Annotated in this window: 15 protein-coding genes; 14 read left to right on the top strand and 1 reads right to left on the bottom strand. The window is 69.0% G+C overall.

Going from position 1 to position 14170, the window contains the following annotated elements:
* Window positions 1–79 precede the first annotated feature (79 nt).
* The 14 genes from Q0W90_RS07895 to Q0W90_RS07830 all read left to right on the top strand — a co-directional run bounded on the left by Q0W90_RS07895 (window position 80) and on the right by Q0W90_RS07830 (window position 13379).
* The gene (locus Q0W90_RS07895) at window positions 80–748 is read left to right on the top strand and encodes a DUF6084 family protein (RefSeq protein ID WP_297773993.1); all 669 of its coding nucleotides are present in this window, start codon (window positions 80–82) and stop codon (window positions 746–748) included.
* Window positions 745–2094: a hypothetical protein gene (locus Q0W90_RS07890; protein WP_297596792.1), complete on the top strand. Its 1350-nt coding sequence runs from the start codon at window positions 745–747 to the stop codon at window positions 2092–2094. Before Q0W90_RS07895 ends, Q0W90_RS07890 begins: the two co-directional genes overlap by 4 nt.
* A 127-nt stretch (window positions 2095–2221) precedes the next feature.
* Window positions 2222–2719, top strand: a complete 498-nt coding sequence (locus Q0W90_RS07885) for a hydrogenase maturation protease (RefSeq protein WP_297596789.1) — start codon at window positions 2222–2224, stop codon at window positions 2717–2719.
* A 3-nt stretch (window positions 2720–2722) separates the two neighbouring features.
* Complete coding sequence (locus Q0W90_RS07880) at window positions 2723–2992, top strand: HypC/HybG/HupF family hydrogenase formation chaperone (RefSeq protein ID WP_297596788.1); 270 nt, start codon at window positions 2723–2725, stop codon at window positions 2990–2992.
* Between the two features lies 1 nt (window position 2993).
* A complete protein-coding gene (gene hypF, locus Q0W90_RS07875; protein ID WP_297773990.1) occupies window positions 2994–5366 on the top strand; it encodes a carbamoyltransferase HypF in 2373 nt (790 codons plus the stop codon).
* On the top strand, window positions 5363–6124 hold the full coding sequence (locus Q0W90_RS07870) for a HypC/HybG/HupF family hydrogenase formation chaperone (protein WP_297596784.1): 762 nt from the start codon (window positions 5363–5365) through the stop codon (window positions 6122–6124). The genes hypF and Q0W90_RS07870 overlap by 4 nt, the downstream gene beginning before the upstream one ends.
* Entirely contained in the window at window positions 6121–6795 is a 675-nt protein-coding gene (locus Q0W90_RS07865; protein WP_297596782.1) for an SIS domain-containing protein, read from the top strand. Before Q0W90_RS07870 ends, Q0W90_RS07865 begins: the two co-directional genes overlap by 4 nt.
* The gene (gene hypE / locus Q0W90_RS07860; protein WP_297596780.1) at window positions 6792–7904 is read left to right on the top strand and encodes a hydrogenase expression/formation protein HypE; all 1113 of its coding nucleotides are present in this window, start codon (window positions 6792–6794) and stop codon (window positions 7902–7904) included. The genes Q0W90_RS07865 and hypE overlap by 4 nt, the downstream gene beginning before the upstream one ends.
* 67 nt (window positions 7905–7971) lie before the next feature.
* The gene (locus tag Q0W90_RS07855) at window positions 7972–8244 is read left to right on the top strand and encodes a HypC/HybG/HupF family hydrogenase formation chaperone (RefSeq protein WP_297698819.1); all 273 of its coding nucleotides are present in this window, start codon (window positions 7972–7974) and stop codon (window positions 8242–8244) included.
* A gap of 14 nt (window positions 8245–8258) precedes the next feature.
* Window positions 8259–9389 (top strand): hydrogenase formation protein HypD, encoded by a 1131-nt coding sequence (hypD, locus tag Q0W90_RS07850; RefSeq protein WP_297596776.1) that lies wholly within the window; start codon window positions 8259–8261, stop codon window positions 9387–9389.
* Window positions 9386–10144 (top strand): DUF6390 family protein, encoded by a 759-nt coding sequence (locus Q0W90_RS07845; protein ID WP_297773985.1) that lies wholly within the window; start codon window positions 9386–9388, stop codon window positions 10142–10144. The genes hypD and Q0W90_RS07845 overlap by 4 nt, the downstream gene beginning before the upstream one ends.
* Window positions 10145–10166: 22 nt before the next feature.
* A complete protein-coding gene (locus tag Q0W90_RS07840) occupies window positions 10167–11300 on the top strand; it encodes a nucleotide pyrophosphatase/phosphodiesterase family protein (protein WP_297599229.1) in 1134 nt (377 codons plus the stop codon).
* A gap of 29 nt (window positions 11301–11329) precedes the next feature.
* Window positions 11330–12205, top strand: coding sequence for an isocitrate lyase/phosphoenolpyruvate mutase family protein (locus tag Q0W90_RS07835; protein WP_297700858.1), 876 nt, complete (start codon window positions 11330–11332; stop codon window positions 12203–12205).
* A gap of 235 nt (window positions 12206–12440) precedes the next feature.
* Window positions 12441–13379 carry a PPE family protein gene (locus Q0W90_RS07830; RefSeq protein WP_297773981.1) on the top strand — a complete coding sequence of 313 codons (939 nt, stop codon included), beginning with the start codon at window positions 12441–12443 and terminating at the stop codon, window positions 13377–13379.
* Window positions 13380–13388: 9 nt separating this feature from the next.
* Here the strand turns inward: Q0W90_RS07830 and Q0W90_RS07825 are convergent, their stop codons facing one another.
* The gene (locus Q0W90_RS07825) at window positions 13389–14168 is read right to left on the bottom strand and encodes a 3-oxoacyl-ACP reductase (protein WP_297599235.1); all 780 of its coding nucleotides are present in this window, start codon (window positions 14166–14168) and stop codon (window positions 13389–13391) included.
* Window positions 14169–14170: the final 2 nt, after the last annotated feature.

Genomic DNA, 14170 nt, shown 5'->3' with positions numbered 1-14170 from the left:
TTGACGGCGGCCAGCAGGCACGCGAATTCATCGACGGCTTCTTCGACCTGCTCACCGCCCGCGCAGTGGAGGTGCCGCGATGAACGCTCCGCCGATGGAGGTGAGCTTCGCGGTTCTGGACGTGACGGCCGAGCCGTACACCGTCAGCCCGATCCTCACCGTCCGCGTCGGCGTCACCAGCAGCGGCCCTTCGGCATCCGATCCGGTGCACGCCATCGCCCTGCGTTGCCAGGTCAGGATCGAGCCACTGCGCCGCTCGTACTCCGACGACGAAGCGGCCGGCCTGACGGACTTGTTCGGAGCCCGCGAACGCTGGGCGAACACCCAACGCACCTTCCTGTGGCAGCACTGCACCGCGATGGTGCCGGGATTCACCGGCAGCACGATCGCGACCCTGTCCCTGGACTGCACCTACGATTTCGAGGTCGCCGCCGCCAAATATCTGCACGCGCTGCGCGACGGCACGGTGCCGATCCAGTTCCTGTTCAGCGGAACGATTTTCGTAAACTCCGAACGCGGCTTCTCGGTCCAGCAGGTGCCGTGGGACCGCGAGGACCGCTACGACATGCCGGTGGGGGTCTGGCGGGATCTGATCGCGCAGCATTATCCCAACAGCGGCTGGATCCGGCTGAGCCACGAAACCATCGCGGAGCTGGCCGGCTACAAATCGGGCCGGGGGATGCTCGATTTCGACCACGCCATCACCTCGTTGCTGGGCGCCACCGCCGATCGCGAGGTGACGCGATGACCGCGAGCTGGGATCGGGCCCGCGCCGTCGCCGACGCGGTGCTCTACGAGGGCTATCTGCTCTACCCGTACCGGGGGACGTCGTGTAAGAACCAATCACGTTGGCAGTTCGGCGTTTTGGGGCCGTGCGGTGCGGCAGATGACGGCCTCGGCGAAGACGCCACCCTTGCCGCGGAGTTCTTGGTCGACGGTGCGCGTGCGCTCACCCTGGTGGTGCGGTTCCTGCAGTTGCAGCACCGCAGGGCCGAGCGGGAAACGGGTCACGGCTTCGAGCCCGTCGACGAGCTCAACACCCCGGCCGGGTCGTGGCTGACCTGGGACGAAGCGGTGGAGCGCGAAATCTCCTTCGGCCCACTTGCGCTCGACGATCAACCGTGGTCGCTGCCGGTGTCGGCCGACGCGGCGACCGACGTCGAACTCCTCGACGGCGGCCGACTGGTTCGGGAGCGACGAGAGGTGCGCGGTGTGCTGGCCGTCACCAGCCGGTCCGACGGCGACCTGCGGCGGGTCTCGGTACGGGTGGAAAACACCGGCGCGGCCGCGCGCGACAAGGGTGACGCCATCGCGCGATCCATGATCGGAACCCATCTCATCGCCGAGGTGGATGGCGGCCAGTTCGTCTCGCTGCTGGAGCCGCCGCAGGCCGCGGCCGATGCGGTGTCCCGGTGCCGCCAGCATCGCTGCTTCCCCGTGCTGGCCGGGCCGGCGGGCGACCGCGACATGCTGCTGATCTCACCGATCATTCTCTACGACCACCCCGAGGTGGCCGAACAAAGCGACACGGCGTTGTACGACTGCACCGAGATCGACGAAATCCTGACCCTGCGCGTGATGACCATGACGGATGCGGAGAAGGCGCAGGCCCGGGCGACCGACCCGCGGGCGGCGCGAATCATCGACGAGTGTGACGCCATGTCACCCGAGGCGATGGCCCGGTTGCACGGTGTGCTGCGGGATCCGCGATCGCTGCGCGGACCCACCGATCTGGTGCCGGAGATACCCGAGGGCGTCGACTGGTGGGATCCGCTGGCGGACAACGCCGTCCGACCCGAGATCGATGCGGTGCTGGTGAACGGGATCCGGGTGGCCAGGGGCAGCACGGTCCGGTTGCGACCGCGGCGCAACGCCGACGCCCAGGACATTTTCGTCGCCGGCAAGACCGCCCGCGTCACGTCGGTGCATGAGGACGTCGAGGGCAACAAACACGTCGCCGTGGTCGTCGACGAGGACCCGGCCGCAGACCTGCACGACTGGTACGGCCGCTACCTGTACTTCTCCCCCGACGAAGTCGAACCGCTTCAGCACAACGCAACAACCCCTGAAAGGAGTCCGGCATGGAAGTCCTAGGTTGGATCTTCATCGCCATCATCGCGCTGGTGGCCGCCGTCGCCATGGCGTTCGGCGTGATGTCCGTACCCGATGCCCGCCGCTATCTCAAGTTGAGGCGGATGTAGCCACGAAGGCTGACACCACCATGGCAACGCGCATCCTGGTAGCCGGGATCGGCAATATCTTCCTGGGGGACGACGGCTTCGGGTCGGAAGTGGTCCGCAACGCCGAACTGCCGCAGGACGATCCGGCGGTCCAGGTCATCGACTACGGAATCAGGGGCATGCACCTGGCCTACGACCTGCTCGAGGAGTGGGACACGCTGGTCCTCGTCGACGCCGTACCCAGCCGGGGGCAGCCCGGAACGTTGCACATCTTTCAGGCCGACCACGAATCGCCTACGCGCACAGCCGGCCTGGACGGCCACAGCATGGACCCGGCCGCGGTCTTCGCCAGCCTGCGGGCGCTGGGCGGGCGTCCGCCTTACACCGTGGTCGTCGGCTGCGAGGCGGGCAGCGTCCAGGAAGGAATGGGCCTGACCGAACCGGTCGCCCAGGCCGTCCCCCGGGCGGCGCGGGCGGTCGAAGAGATCGTCGCGGCGTTGCACGGCGCGCCGTTACCCGCGGCCGAAAGCGGGTGCTGAACCATGTGTCTGGGCATACCGGGGCAGGTCGTCGCCATGCTAGACGGCTTCTCGGGGCAGCTGGCGCTGGTCGACGTGGTCGGCGAGCAGCGCAAGGTGAACGTCGGGATGTTGCCGGAAGAGACGTTCGCGCCGGGCGATTGGGTGATCATCCACATGGGTTTCGCCGTGGAGAAGACCGATCGCGCCGGAGCCGATCGGGCCATGGCCGGCCTGGAGTTGATGGGCCGCGGTGACACCGGCCCGATGGACAGCGCGGCGGGGGCCGGTTGAGATGACCGAAATGGCCGAAGTTCACCTGCTGTCGCGGTCCGAGGACGTTCGGCAGCGGGTCACGGTGACCGGCGTGGTCCAAGGGGTGGGCTTCCGTCCGTTCGTCCATCGCGTCGCGACCGAACTGGGTCTGTCCGGATTCGTCGGCAACGACTCGGGCGCGGTCTTTCTCGAGGTGCAAGGCCGGCGCGCTCGGGTGGCGGAATTCTGTCGGCGGCTGCGCGCTGAATCCCCGCCGCTGGCGCGGATCACCGAGGTGCGTGCGACCGAACTCGAGGCCGATCCCGCGTCCGCGCCCGAATTCCACATCGTGACAAGTCAATTGACCGCCGGTACGACCACCCCGATTCCACCCGACATCGCGGTGTGTGACGACTGCGTCGCCGAGCTGTTCGACCCACTCGATCGCCGATACCGGCACCCGTTTGTGACGTGCACCAACTGCGGCCCACGGTTCACCATCATCGAAGGATTGCCGTACGACCGCCCGGCCACCACGATGGCGGCGTTCGCCATGTGTGCACGCTGCGCCGCCGAATACCACGATCCGGCGGACCGCCGCTTCCACGCGCAACCGATCGCCTGCCCGGACTGCGGGCCGGCCCTGCGGTTCCGCTCGGCGGCCGGTGAAGTACGCGGATCGGATGCGGCCTTGGCCGCCACCCAGAGTGCGCTGACCGCGGGCGCCGTGGTGGGCATCAAAGGGATCGGCGGCTATCACCTGGCCTGCAGCGTCGACGATGCGACGGCGGTCGCCGCGATACGGACGCGCAAGGCGCGCGGCGCCAAGCCCTTCGCGATGCTGGTTCGCGATCTCGACGTCGCGCGCCGCTACGCCCACGTCGACGATGCCGAAGCCGCCGTGCTGTGCGGCCCCGCCCGCCCGATCGTGTTACTTCGGCGGCTCGACACCGCGCCGGTCGCCGACGCGGTGGCTCCCGGCAGCCCGCTGCTCGGGTTGATGCTGCCGTACTCCCCCCTTCATCACCTGCTGCTGGCACCGGTGCCGGGCAGCGCCGGGCCGGTGCCCGACGCGCTGGTGCTGACCAGTGCCAACCGCTCCGACGAGCCGATCTGCTTCACCGATGACGATGCCGCGCACAGGCTTCCGGCCCTCTGCGACGCGGTCCTCGATCATGACCGGCGGATCCAGGTGCCGTGTGACGACTCGGTGGTGCGTGTCGTCCGAGACCGGGACGGGGCCCACGAGCTTCCGATCCGCCGATCCCGCGGGTATGCGCCGCTGCCGGTCGACCTGGGGCTCGACGGGCCGGCCGTGCTGGCCGTGGGCGGGGAACTGAAGAACACCTGCTGCCTCACCGACGGCTCGAGGGCGTACCTGTCCGGCCACATCGGCGACATGGCCAACTGGGAGACGCTGCGCGCGTTCGAGCGTGCGGTGGGCCAACTCAGCGAAATACGCGGCACGCCCGCACGTTTGGCCGCCGACCTGCATCCCGGATACCACACGCGAAGCTGGGCGGAGCGCCACGCGGGGAACCGCCCGCTGGATCTGGTTCAGCATCACCACGCCCACGTGGTGTCGCTGCTGGCCGAACACGGGCGCATCGGCGAACCCATCGTCGGCGTCGCCTTCGACGGCACCGGTTACGGCTGTGACGAGACGATCTGGGGCGGTGAGATCCTGGCGCTTCCAAGTCGCAGCCACCATTTCGAGCGGGTCGGCCACCTGTTGCCGGTGCCGCTGCCCGGCGGCGATGCGGCGGTGCGCAATCCGTGGCGGATGGCGCTGTCCCAGCTGTGGCTGGCCGACATCGACTGGACGCCGGATCTGGCTCCCGTCGCCGCCGCGACTGAAGACGAACTGCGCCTCACCCGTTCGCAACTGGAATCCGGGACGGGATGCGTGCCGTGTTCGAGCATGGGCCGTCTGTTCGACGCGGTCGCCTCCCTGCTCGGGGTGCGGCACCGCATCGACTACGAGGGGCAGGCCGCCATCGAGCTCGAGGCGCTGGCGGAGTCGGCCGACGCCGATCCCGAGCGGCCCGCGCCGTCGTTGCCGCTGGCGGTGCGCCCCGACGGGGTGATCGATCCGGTCCCGATGGTGCAGACGATGGTCGCGGCGCTCTACGCCGGGACACCGCGCGCGGTGCTGGCCGCCGCGTTCCATGAGGCGGTCGCGGTCGCGGTCGCCGACGTGGTCACCAGGGTCGCCGGCCCCACCCGATTGGTGGGCCTCACCGGCGGGGTGTTCCAGAACGTCCTGCTGCTGCGTGCTTGTGGCAACTTACTGCGGCACAACGGTTTTGAGGTGCTCACTCATCACACCGTTCCGCCGAACGACGGTGGGCTGGCGCTGGGCCAGGCCGCGGCCTCGATGCTGATGGCGCAGGAGGAGGGGATGACGCGATGATCACCACCGCCATCGACCGCGGGCTGGGCTCCGAGCTGGCCGAAGACCTCGCCGCCACGGCACTGACGCTCGCCAAGCGATTCGCCGCCGGTGCCACCATGTGGTCCATCGCGCCGTCGTGGGAACCGCACGCGATGCACATCGCCGTCGAATTCGTGCATCCGGTGATCATGGGCAAACGGGCCTTGCCCGCGGTGGCGCTCACCGGGCCCGACCTGGTGGATCTGGTGCGGGTATCGGTGCGGCCCGGCGACATCGTGGTCGCGGTGTCCGGTGCTCAGGACGCGCAGGTGCGCTCGGTGATGCGTCGCGGCCCGGCCTGGGGCGCCACCACGATTTGGATCGGCAGCGGCGATCCACCCGAGGCCGGCCTGGCCGATCACGTGCTCTGGCTCGACGATCCCGATCCGCGGGTGCCCGCCACCGGCGGCTTCGTGCTGTTCTACCACCTGTTGTGGGAGCTGACCCATGTGTGTTTCGAGCACTCCGGGTTGCTCAAACCCAAGGGCGGCGACGAGGCGGTCTGTGTGACCTGTAGCGACGAGGGTCGGCTGGGCGAAGTGGTGAGCGCATCGGTCGACGGTCAGGCACCGGTGCGCACCGCCCGGGGCATCGAGAACGTGATCACCGCACTCGTCGATCCGGTCGCGGCCGGCGAGCTGGTGCTGGTGCACGCCGGCACGGCCATCAGCCGCGTCGGCGACGAAGATGCCGGCTCGAACCAGTTTCAAGCCGGGATCCGAGGAGGTGTTTCATGAGCCCCGCCGACGAACCCACCAACTTCTTGTACCCTTTCATCGACGCCGAGGAAGACGATCCCTCCTCGCTGCTCACCGATCTGGCCGCGTCGGCACAAGCCAAGGCGTCCGAAAGTGTGGCGCTTCGGCGCGCCACGCTGGAAGCCAACGCCGATCTGTTGTCGCGGGCCGCCGCCGAGTTGGCGCGACGGTTCGCCGCCGGCGGCAGGCTGTTCACGTTCGGAAACGGCGGCAGCTGCACCGATTCCACCACGCTGGCGGCGTTGTTCGCGCGACCGCCGCTCGGCAACCCCCTGCCGGCCTGGTCGCTGACCGCCGACCAGGCGATCCTGACCGCACTGGGCAACGACGTCGGATTCGAGCTGGTCTTCGCCCGCCAGCTGATCGCCCGCGCGACGACCGGCGACATCGCGATCGCGATGTCGACCAGCGGCAACTCCCCCAACCTGCTGACCGCGCTGGCCGAGGCACGCCGGCGCGGCCTGTACACCATCGGCTTTTCCGGCTACGACGGGGGCGCCTTCGCGGACAATCCAAATGTGGACGCCTGCTTCGTCGTTCGTTCGCAGAGCGTGCACCGGATTCAGGAATCCCAGGCGCTGCTGGGCTATCAGTTGTGGTTGGCGGTCCACGAACGTCTCGGGAGCGATCACGGTTTGGGGGCCGCATGAACACCTCAGGAAGTGACTATCGTTCGTCGGGGCCGCGGTTCGCCGAAGGCGACGTGATCGAGCGGATCGAGTCGTTCCGCCGGCGCCGCCCCCGATTGCTCGACGACCATGTGACCCTGGCGCACGGCGCGGGCGGCAAGGCCTCGGCGGCGCTGGTGGACGCGGTGTTCATCGAGGCGTTTCGTAACCCGCTGCTCGAGTCGCTGGGCGACGGCGCGGTCCTCACGTTGCCCAGCGGAGAGCGCGTGGCGATGTCGACGGATTCCTTTGTGGTGCAGCCCAGGCGTTTTCCCGGTGGCTCGATCGGCGAACTCGCCGTGCACGGCACCTGCAACGACCTCGCGGTGGCCGGTGCCGTGCCGTCGTGGATCTCGGCGGCGTTCGTGCTCGAAGAGGGTTTCGGAATCGCCGAGTTGAAGGAGATCGTCGCCGATATGGCCGCGGCGGCCGCGGCCGCCGGTGTGCAGATCGTCACCGGCGACACCAAGGTGGTGCCCAGGGGTGCGGCCGACGGGCTGTTCATCACCACCGCCGGGGCCGGCGTCATCCCCGCGGGCCGCACGCTGTCGGCGCAGTCGGTGCGCGCCGGGGACAAGGTGTTGCTGTCGGGGTCGATGGGCGATCACGGCATGGCGGTCATGCTCGCGCGCGGCGATCTGGCCATCGAGGCCGATATCGCCTCCGACACCGCGTCGGTGAGCCCGTTGGTCGAGTTGCTGATGGCGGCCGCCCCATCCACCCGGTGGCTGCGTGATGCGACACGGGGCGGGGTGGGCACCGTGTGCAACGAGCTGGCCCAGGCCTGCGGCCTCGGGGTGCTGCTCGAAGAGGAGCGACTTCCGGTGGCGCCGACGGTCAATGGCGCCTGCGAGTTGCTCGGCATCGATCCGCTCTACGTTGCCAACGAGGGCAAGTTCGTCGCTGTCGTCGCACCGGAAGAGGCACGGGCGGGGCTGGACGCGTTGCGATCCCATCCGCTGGGTGCCGATGCGGCCGAAGTCGGGGAAATCGTCACCGAGCCCGCCGAAAGCGTGGTACTGCGCACCGGATTCGGCGGTACCCGGATCGTCGACATGCTCGTCGGCGATCCGTTGCCGCGGATCTGTTGACGTGGCGCTCGCAAGCGCGGCGAAGCCGGGCGCAGCGGGTCGCCACGAGAAAGGGAAGGGAGCCGAAATGTGCCTTGGGATCCCGGGTCGGATCGTCGAGATCACCGATCCCGCAAACTATCTGGCGAAGGTCGACGTGAGCGGAGTGCAGCGGACCATCAGTGTCCGGCTGCTGGAGGACGACGTACCCGCACCCGACGACTGGGTGCTGGTCCACGTCGGCTTCGCGATGGCCAAGATCGACGAGACCGAGGCGTTGCTCACGCTGGCCGCCATCAAGAAACTCGGCGACACCTACACCACTGAAATGCAGGCCTTCGACTCGTCGGCCATTATCTAACCCTGGGAGCGGCAATGAAATTCGTTGACGAATTCCGCGACCCCGCCGCGGCGCGCAAACTGCTGGTGGCCATCGAGCACCTGGCCGGCACCGACGGCGAGGAGTTCAAGTTCATGGAGGTGTGCGGCGGGCACACGCACACCATCTACCGGCACGGCATCGAACACCTGTTGCCCGACAACGTCGAGCTCGTGCACGGCCCGGGCTGCCCGGTGTGCGTGATCCCCATGGGACGCATCGACGACGCGATGTGGCTGGCCAGCCAGCCCGACGTGGTCTTCACCTGCTTCGGCGACATGATGCGGGTGCCCGGGTCGGCCGGCAGCCTGCTGGACGCCAAGGCGCGCGGCGCCGACGTGCGGTTCGTCTACTCTCCGCTGGACGCGTTGAAGATCGCGGTCGACAACCCCGACAAACAGGTGGTGTTCTTCGCCATCGGTTTCGAGACCACCGCGCCGTCGACCGCGGTGACGCTCGTGCGGGCGCGCGATCTGGGCCTGCCCAACTTCAGCGTCTTCTGCAACCACGTGACCATCGTGCCGCCGATCAGGGCCATCCTGGAGTCACCGGACCTGCGGCTGTCGGGGTTCATCGGTCCGGGGCACGTGTCCACGGTGGTGGGCAACCGTCCCTACCGGTTCGTACCGGATGTCTACCGAAAGCCGTTGGTGGTGGCTGGTTTCGAGCCGCTGGACATCCTGGCCTCCGTCGCGATGCTGCTGCGTCAGATCCGTGAGGGACGCTGCGAAGTGGAAAACCAGTACAAGCGCGTGGTGCCCGAGCACGGCAACCCGGCCGCGTTGGCGTTGATGGGCAAGGTGTTCGGGTTGCGTCCGCACTTCGAGTGGCGCGGGCTGGGCTTCATCTCGCAGAGCGCGCTGCGGCTGCACGACGACTTCGCCGAGTTCGACGCCGAGCTGCGGTTCGCGATGCCCGGCGTGCGGGTCGCCGATCCGAAGGCGTGTCAATGCGGTGAGGTGCTCAAGGGCGTGCTCAAGCCTTGGGAATGCAAGGTTTTCGGCACCGCATGCACTCCGGAGACCCCGATCGGGACCTGCATGGTCTCACCCGAAGGGGCTTGCGCGGCCTACTACAACTTCGGCCGCATGCACCGTGACGCGGTGAAGCTGGTGGAGCGGGCTTGACCGGCACCCGCAACGTTCACCAGGGCTTACAAACGGGCGTTGAGATGTTCGCCCGCTACGCCTATGCGCCCAACGCGCTGGGCTATTGCGGTCCCCCGCTGGGGGCCACGCTGCGTGACGGGTCGGTCGCCGACGTGCGCCGGGCGGCGACCAAGTTCTCCGGGGCCTGGCCGTATCTGCGGGTGCTGTCGAAGCTGACCGGCATCGCCGACCCGCTGGATTATCGGTTGGTGGAGTCATATTGGCTCGGCGGCGGCGCCGGGGCCGCCCTGGACCCGCGGGAGTTCTTCGACGCGTTGTTGGCGATCCTCGGTCCACAGGCGGGCCATTACTGGTCGCATCTCACGCCGGCTCTGGCGTGCGAGGCCGCCGGGAATCACTGCTTCCACGTGTTCGGGGTTTATCCGTGGACGCGGTTCCTGGGCCGAAATATGGACGAGCAGCCGTTGCGTGTGCTGGACAACTGCCGAATCAGTTCCGGGACAGTGCTTTCCCGCGATGGAGACCGGGTCGAGGTGTTGTGCCGGAGGCTGGCCTGGAACGGTCAGGCGCTCACGCTGTCGAAACCCTCGGCGCGTGTGCTGAAGGTGTGGGCCGACGGATACAGCGCGGTGCCCGACGCGGCCGCCGGTGATGTGGTCGCGATGCACTGGGGCCGGTTGTGCGGTCGGCTCTCGCCGACGCAGCTGTGCGCACTGACCGATAGCACCAACCGGCAGCTGCTGGTCACCGACCATCGACTGGCGCGCGTCTAGCTTCGACCGTCAGACTGGCCCCGTGCCCGGTTCCCTCTGCGACGTGCTGCCGGCCGCCGCCGCCCTGCTCGGGGTTCCGGACGCCTCGGGGAAGCTGGACAAGTTGGCGGTCACGGACTGGGCGGACTCCGATCGGATTGATCGGGTGCTCGTCGTGCTGGTGGACGGGTTGGGCTGGCACCTGCTCCCGCAGCTTGCCGGCAGTGCGCCGCTGCTCGCCTCCGTGCTGGCCGGTGGCACCGGACGGCTGACCCAGCTGGAGTGCACCTTCCCGTCGACCACGCCGACCAGCCTGGTGTCCCTGGGCACCGGCGCGCTTCCCGGCGAGCACGGCATTCTGGGCTTCACCCTCAGGGTGCCCGGCACCGACAAGGTGCTCAACCACATCCGGTGGCGGGACGACCCGTCGCCCGCCGTCTGGCAACCGGTCCCGACCTGGTTCCAGCGGCTCAAGGAGGCCGGCGTCAGCGCCCGCGCCGTGCTGCCGGCGCTGTTCATCGGCAGTGGACTGACCGACGCCGCGTATCGGGGCGCGGAATTCCGCCCTGTCGGCCCCGCGGACGACTACGCGGGGCTGGTGATGGATGACCTGGGTTCGGCGCCCGGCCTGGTCTACGGCTACACCGCGGAACTCGACACCGCGGCCCACGTCTTCGGAGTCGGCTCGGAGCAGTGGCATGCGGCGGCGACGAGCGTCGACGCGCTGCTATCGCGCCTGCTCGAGGCGCTGCCGCCGAACGCGGCGCTGCTGGTGACCGCCGACCACGGCGGCCTCAACGTCCCACCCGAGGCCCGTGTCGACCTCGACGCCGACCCTCGGCTGGCCCAGGGAATACGGGTGGTGGCCGGCGAGCCCCGCGTGCGGTATCTGCATACCGAGCCCGGTGCCGGGCCCGATGTGCAGGCCGCGTGGGCCGAGGTGCTGGGCGGGAGGGCCACCGTGTACGGCCGCGAGCAGGCGGTGGCCACCGGGATGTTCGGGCCGGTCGCCGCGGCGCACCTGGAACGGCTCGGTGACGTGGTGGTCGTCTGTTCGGGCGACGCGGCGGTGCTGGCCAGCGCACACGAGCCCCCAGAAACGTCCCGCCTGGTCGGTTTCCACGGCGGGGCCAGCACGGTCGAGATGGCGATTCCGCTCATCGTTTTCCGGCCGTAGCGCTTGTCGGTGGCCGGTGCTACACCTGCATGCAGACTCCCCAGATCGGACTGGCCATGGATGACACCGAACGGACCCGTCGTGGCGACGAATTCCGCCGCCTGCACGCCGGCGACGAGATTCTCGTGCTCCCCAATCCTTGGGACATCGGCACCGCGCGGCTGTTCGCCAACCTCGGGTTTCACGCACTGGCGACCACCAGCGCCGGACTGGCGTTCTCGTTGGGCCGGCGCGATGGCGCCGGCGCGGTCAGCAGGGACGAAGCGCTCGAACACGCGCGCAGCATCGTCGAGGCAACCCGTCTCCCGGTGACCGCGGATCTGGAGAACGGGTTCGGCGACGCCCCCGAGGCGGTGGCCGAAACCGTGCGCCTGGCGGGCGAGGCCGGTTTGGCCGGGGCCTCGATCGAGGACGCCACATATGAAACCGATGCGCCGATCTTCGCCCGCACGCTGGCGGTCGAGCGCATCCAGGCCGCCGTTGAAGCCGCGCGGGCGCTGCCGCACCCCTTCACCTTGACCGCCCGCGCGGAGAACTTCATCCGTGGCCGCCCGGATCTCGACGACACGGTGTCCCGGCTGCAGGCATTCGAAGCGGCCGGGGCCGATGTCTTGTACGCACCCGGCCTGCCCGACGAAGCGGCGCTGCGTCGGGCCTGCAGCAGCGTCACCCGGCCGTTCAACTACGTCGCCGGGCTCGGGCCGGCCCGTTTCACGCTCGCCCAGCTCAAGGAGTTCGGAGTGCGCCGGGTGTCGATCGGCACGTCCTTTTGCCGCACCGGGCTTACCGCTGTCGTCCGTGCCGCGCAGGAAGTGCTCGAACACGGCTCGTTCAACTATGTCGACGGCATTCACAGCGTCGCCGACTTCAACGAGCTCATCGATCCCCGTACCGGCGATCGCTGAGCACTTGAGCGCCACCTGCACAAACACGCACCGGACTCGGATCGAGTTCACAGCTCGTTCCGACCGTTGCTCAGGGTTTCACGTTGTACATTCGGCGCACTGTGTTGTTCCGTTGCACGCCGCGTATTGCCGCGACACGTACGCGCCCCACGGCGTGTAACGCCCGTCGCTATCTCGTGAAGGACCCCCTGTTTTCGGGTGCCACCCACACCGCCGTCGTCAGGCAGAGGCTGTAATGGATTTCGCGACGCTGCCGCCGGAGATCAACTCCGGGCTGATGTATTCGGGTCCCGGCGCGGGATCGATGGTCCATGCCGCCGCGGCGTGGGACAAGCTAGCCGCGTGGCTCTGCACCGCGGCGGCAGACTACCGCGCGGTGACCGCCAAGCTGGCGGCGCAATGGGAGGGCCCGGCGCCGCCCGCGATGAGCCAAGCCGCCGCACAGTACATCGACTGGCTCGACGCCAGCGCCGCACGGAGTCGGCACGCGGCCTCTCAGCTCGGGGCGGCGGCCGGCGCGCACGAGTCGGCCTTCGCAGCGATGGCGGCACCACCGGCGATCGCCCGCAACCGCACGCTCCGCATGTCGCTGGCGTCGGCGAACTGTCTGGGCCAGCACAGCGCGGCGATCGCGGAGGTCGACACCGAATACGACGTGATGTGGGCACAGGACGCCGGCGCCATGTACGCCTACGCCGACGCCGCGGCCGGCGCGGTGGCGGTGGCGCCGTTCACCTCTGCGCCCGCCAATCCCGATGCGCCCGCATGCACGTGGACGCTGCAGGCCGCGCCCGACGTCATATCGGCCGCCCGCCAGGTGATGTCAGCCATACCCGACGCCCTCAAACACCTGTCGGCGCCCTCGCCGACCAGGCTCGAATCATCCGTTTCCGCGGTCACACCGGCGCTGTCGCAATTGAATTCGCTGACCGCGGCGTCGGATTTCGCGATCGGACACCTGAATTCGATGAACAAGGCGGCGGCGCTGCGAACACTTTTCCCCAAGCCGGCCGCCGTCGACGGCGTCAGCGCGCGTTTGGGTCGTCGGGTGTCGCTCGGCGTGCTGTCGGTGCCGCGGATATGGACGGCGGCCGCGCCCGCCGCGCACCGGCCGGGCGGGGACCGAGCCGGCGAACACATCCGTGTGGTCGCCGGTGAGGCACCCTGCCAGTGAGTACGGCGGCTAGAGCGGAGTCACATAGGCCGAGCTGATGCCGCCGTCGACCAAGAACGTCGACGCCGTGATGAATGACGCGTCATCGCTCGCCAAAAACGCGACCGCAGCGGCGATTTCGCCGGGGTCGGCGAAGCGGCCCACCGGTACATGCACCAGCCGGCGCGCGGCGCGTTCGGGGTCCTTGGCGAAGAGCTCTTGCAGCAGCGGCGTGTTGACCGGCCCCGGGCACAGCGCGTTCACCCGGATGCCGTGCCGGGCGAACTGCACCCCCAGCTCCCGCGACATGGCCAGCACCCCGCCCTTGGAGGCGGTGTAGGAGATTTGCGACGTCGCCGACCCCAGGACGGCGACAAACGACGCCGTGTTGATGATCGAACCCCGCTGCGCGGGAACCATGTGCCGCAACGCCGCTCGGCAGCAGAGGTACACCGACTTCAGGTTGACGTCTTGGACGCGTTGCCACGCGGGCAGTTCGGTGTCTTCGATGAGATCGTCGTCGGGCGGCGAGATACCGGCGTTGTTGAACGCGACGTCGATGCGGCCGTAGGTCTGGGCCGCGGTGTCGAACAGCGCGTTGACCGCGTCCTCGTCGGAAACGTCGGTGGGCACGAACAAACCGGACAGCTCGTCGGCCGCGGCGGCACCCGCGTCGCCGTCGATGTCGGCCACCACGATGCTGGCGCCCTCGGCGCGCATGCGCCGTGCCGACGCCAACCCGATGCCGCCGCCCGCACCGGTGATGACGGCGACGCGGCCCGCCAACCGTTGGGTGAGATCAACCGCCACCA

The organism is Mycobacterium sp. (assembly GCF_025933915.1).
Taxonomy (GTDB): domain Bacteria; phylum Actinomycetota; class Actinomycetes; order Mycobacteriales; family Mycobacteriaceae; genus Mycobacterium.
Note: the sequence above shows the minus strand (reverse complement) of the source record. Positions and strands in the feature narration are given on the sequence as shown.

Excerpts from the sequence above, each read along its gene's own strand:
- Q0W90_RS07895 (WP_297773993.1), top strand. The coding sequence starts at position 80 with ATGAACGCTCCGCCGATGGAGGTGAGCTTCGCGGTTCTGGACGTGACG.
- Q0W90_RS07890 (WP_297596792.1), top strand. The coding sequence starts at position 745 with ATGACCGCGAGCTGGGATCGGGCCCGCGCCGTCGCCGACGCGGTGCTC.
- Q0W90_RS07885 (WP_297596789.1), top strand. The coding sequence starts at position 2,222 with ATGGCAACGCGCATCCTGGTAGCCGGGATCGGCAATATCTTCCTGGGG.
- Q0W90_RS07880 (WP_297596788.1), top strand. The coding sequence starts at position 2,723 with ATGTGTCTGGGCATACCGGGGCAGGTCGTCGCCATGCTAGACGGCTTC.
- hypF (WP_297773990.1), top strand. The coding sequence starts at position 2,994 with ATGACCGAAATGGCCGAAGTTCACCTGCTGTCGCGGTCCGAGGACGTT.
- Q0W90_RS07870 (WP_297596784.1), top strand. The coding sequence starts at position 5,363 with ATGATCACCACCGCCATCGACCGCGGGCTGGGCTCCGAGCTGGCCGAA.
- Q0W90_RS07865 (WP_297596782.1), top strand. The coding sequence starts at position 6,121 with ATGAGCCCCGCCGACGAACCCACCAACTTCTTGTACCCTTTCATCGAC.
- hypE (WP_297596780.1), top strand. The coding sequence starts at position 6,792 with ATGAACACCTCAGGAAGTGACTATCGTTCGTCGGGGCCGCGGTTCGCC.
- Q0W90_RS07855 (WP_297698819.1), top strand. The coding sequence starts at position 7,972 with ATGTGCCTTGGGATCCCGGGTCGGATCGTCGAGATCACCGATCCCGCA.
- hypD (WP_297596776.1), top strand. The coding sequence starts at position 8,259 with ATGAAATTCGTTGACGAATTCCGCGACCCCGCCGCGGCGCGCAAACTG.
- Q0W90_RS07835 (WP_297700858.1), top strand. The coding sequence starts at position 11,330 with ATGCAGACTCCCCAGATCGGACTGGCCATGGATGACACCGAACGGACC.
- Q0W90_RS07830 (WP_297773981.1), top strand. The coding sequence starts at position 12,441 with ATGGATTTCGCGACGCTGCCGCCGGAGATCAACTCCGGGCTGATGTAT.